This is a genomic window from Prosthecobacter sp. (assembly GCF_044373815.1).
GTDB lineage: Bacteria > Verrucomicrobiota > Verrucomicrobiia > Verrucomicrobiales > Verrucomicrobiaceae > Prosthecobacter.
In genome coordinates this window covers 1-3,410 of record NZ_JBIPNG010000604.1, presented here as the reverse complement: position 1 = coordinate 3,410, position 3,410 = coordinate 1, and the positions used below count along the sequence as shown (strand labels likewise).

Annotated in this window: 2 protein-coding genes and 1 pseudogene; 1 reads left to right on the top strand and 2 read right to left on the bottom strand. The window is 60.5% G+C overall.

What is annotated here, in order from left to right; genetic code table 11:
• A pseudogene (locus tag ACIREA_RS28970) lies at positions 1-420 on the top strand (radical SAM/SPASM domain-containing protein); the annotation flags it as partial.
• On the opposite strand, the gene ACIREA_RS28965 reads toward ACIREA_RS28970, so the two are convergent.
• The gene (locus ACIREA_RS28965) at positions 417-1,934 is read right to left on the bottom strand and encodes an arylsulfatase (protein ID WP_397385801.1); all 1,518 of its coding nucleotides are present in this window, start codon (positions 1,932-1,934) and stop codon (positions 417-419) included. The pseudogene ACIREA_RS28970 and the gene ACIREA_RS28965 overlap by 4 nt on opposite strands.
• A gap of 68 nt (positions 1,935-2,002) precedes the next feature.
• Positions 2,003-3,410, bottom strand: a 1,408-nt coding sequence (locus ACIREA_RS28960; RefSeq protein WP_397385800.1) for a sulfatase, incomplete at its 5' end; no start/stop codon positions are given.

The following is a 3,410-nucleotide window of genomic DNA, read 5'->3' as shown; positions in this document are numbered from 1 at the left end:
CTCGTTGGCAAGGCCCCCTTTGCCATCAAAACCACGGAGGGGCACCACTTCCGTCGTGTGCTGATTCAGAAGCATGGCGCGGGTGGCAGGCAGCGCCCCGGCATGCGGTCACCGCTTGGCATTCGCGATGGACGCGGGGTGATGTTCATCTCCCACACCGGCGTGGTGTCTCCCAGCGGCTTCTTGCCCTTCGACTGCGGCAATGTGCGTGATGAGCATCCTGCCGAGATCTACCGGCATCATCCTCTTTTCGTCTCGCTGCGTGACAACGATGCACTGGGCGGCAAATGCGGGCGCTGCGAGTTCCGCACGGTTTGCGGCGGCTCCCGGGCACGCGCTTATGGCGTGACGGGAGATCCCTTCGCGGAAGATCCGGCCTGTGTGTATCAGCCGCGGCAGGGCAGCGCGGTGCTCAGTTAAAGCGAAGGGGGCGTCCAGTCGGGGATGCCACCGGACTTGAGCTGCTTTTCATAAAGCTCCCAGTAGGGCTTTGTCGGCGACATGGGTGCGGTTTCATTCACCATGAGTGGGCGTGCTTCCTTCCAGAAGCTGTCATAGGCGGCGCTCATTTTCTGCACCACTTCGGGGTAGTCACCGCTGACATCCGTCTTCTGATAGGGATCGGCTTCGAGATCGTAAAGCGCGCCTTTCGTGGGCTTGGCGGCGGCTTGTTGTTTCTTCTTCGGATTCCCAGCACCGCCACGCGGACCCACGTAGCGGAAGCGCTGGTTGCGCACGCCGTAGTTGAGGAATTCCTGCGTGTTTGGTTCCGTGCCCGTGGGCCAGCGGGCCACGTGCGTGAAGAGGAAGCGGTCCTCCCACTTGTCGGCCTTGCCTTCGATCAGCGGCAGCAGGCTGCGGCCTTCCACCTGGTTCTTCGGCAACTCTGCACCAGCCAGCGCGGCAAAGGTGGGCAGCAGATCAATGTGTGCGGCGACGGTGCTGATGTCACGTCCAGCATTGATATGTCCATCCCAACGGATGAAGAACGGCACGCGCACGCCGCCTTCATCGGTGGAGCCTTTCAGGCCGACTTGATCGCCGTTGAAAAACGGATAGCCGGGTGCGAGATCATTGCCGGGTGTGCCGGAGCCACCTCCCGTGGTGCCGTTGTCAGACATGAAGATGACAACGGTGTTTTTGTACAGATCCCACTCCTTCAGCTTCTCTGCCAGCCGGCCCATGTTCTCGTCGATATTCTCGATCATGCCGTAGAATCCAGCCTGATCTTTGCCGAAGCCGAGATCGGTGAAGCGTTTCGCATTCTTCTCCGGCGCGATGTACGGGCCATGAGGAGCATTCGTGGTGAGGTAGGTGAAGAACGGCTTGCCGCTGTCCTTCTGCTGCTTCATCCAGCCGAGCGCGGCGGTGAAGAAGACGTCCGTGCAGAAGCCGTGCGTCTTCACAAAGCTGCCGTTGTGACGGATGACGGGGTCCATGTACTTGTTGTCCGGCGCATCCGCACAGGAGCAGGGATAGGCCTGGCCGATGCCGCCTGCGCCGTGGATGAAGGCCTCGTCAAAGCCGCGCTTGTTCGGCTGATACGCTTCCTCGTCTCCGAGATGCCACTTGCCGAAGATGCCGGAGGTGTAGCCCGCTATTTTAAGCACCTGCGGCAGAATGGTGGCATTCAGCGTCATGCGCTCGCGCTCGAGAATGGTGTGCGTGATGCCGTTTTTGAGATCATGCCGGCCCGTCATGATGGCGCTGCGCGTGGGCGAGCATGTGGGACTGACGAGGAAGCGGGTGAACCGCAGGCTCTGGGCATGCAGTGCGTCCAGATTCGGCGTCTTCAACCAAGGATGGCCATGACATGCGAGTTGAGCGTAGCCCTGGTCATCCGTCATGATGAGAATGATGTTCGGCTTGCCGCCCGCGAGATCCGCGAAGGCATGCAGGGTCAGGACAAAGAGAAGGGTCAGGGCGAGTTTCATGGTCGGGAGTGTGAGGACGCGGATCAAGCGACGCTCTTTCAACGCAATGCGGTCAGATGCTTCGCCTGCTACTTTTTATAAGGCGTGCGTTTCACCTCTTCGATGACAGGAACGTCCTTGTTCATCGTCTCATACGCCGCCATGAGTCGCTTCACTTCCTCAGGATGCTGCGAAGCCACGTCATGCTGCTCACCAGGGTCGTTTTGCAGATCAAAGAGCTGCATCTTCGCCGCGGCATCGCCGGTGTTGAGGCCGGGAAAGGCGTCGATGTTATACTGCTCGAAAGGCGCGAGGATCGTTACGCCATCGGGCGCGCGTGGATCAAGCCATTTGCCATCCGCGCCGGGTTTCAGCTTCAACTGGTTCGCTGGAAGCACGTGCAGTTTCCAACGTGCATCGCGGATGTTGGCCAGCTTGGAGTTGAAGTGTCCAAAGAGGTGCTCGTGCGGTGATTTGGCAGCGCTGGTGAGCACCGGGATGATGTTGCGACCATCGAGCACGCGCTCGTCCGGCATCTTGGCTCCCGTCACCTCCAGCACCGTGGCAAAGAGGTCCATCGTGATCGCCATTTGATCGCTCACCTGTCCGGCGGGGATCTTGCCGGGCCAGCGCGCGATCATCGGCACGCGGTAGCCTCCTTCCCACTGCGAGCCCTTCATGCCGCGCAGTCCTCCGGTGCTGCCGCCGAACCAAGCACCGTTGTCACTGCTGAAAAGCACGAGCGTGTTTTCATCCAGCCCCAGCTCTTTCAGTTTCGCCAGCACCTGGCCGACACTCCAGTCGAGCTCGGCCACGGCATCACCATAAAGTCCTGCCCCGCTCTTTTTGTAGAACGCTTCGGAGGCCGCGAGCGGCTTGTGCGGCATCGCCTCCGCGAGGTAGAGGAAAAAGGACCGGTCCTTGCTGCGCTCGATGAAACCCAGTGCGCGCTCCGTGTAGCGCCGCGTCAGCGTGGCCTGCACCACGGGGTATTCGATGACCTGCGTGTTTTCCAGCACCTGCACCGGCCGCATGTCGTTCGAGTACGGGATGCCATAGTACTCATCGAACCCGCGCTCTGTGGGCAGGAATCCCGCTTTGTGGCCGAGATGCCATTTGCCCACCATGCCTGTGGCATAACCGGAGGAATTCAAAACCTGCGCCAGCGTGACCTCCTTCTCAGGCAGATGCAGCGCATCTGCCACCGGTCCGCCATCTGGCGCGGGATTGGCCGTCATGCCGCAACGAAACGGATAACGTCCCGTCATCAGCGCAGCGCGCGTGGGTGCGCAAAACGGTGCCGGGCAGTTGAACTGCGTGAGCCTGGCACCCTCAGCCGCCATGCGGTCAAGATTCGGCGTTTTGATCTGCGGATGCCCATAGCAGCCGAGATCGCCATAACCTAGATCATCCGCGAGGATGATGACGACGTTCGGCTGCTTCGCGGCCAAGGACGAAATCAAAAAGACGAGGAGGGAAAGCAGAGTGATGAAAGGA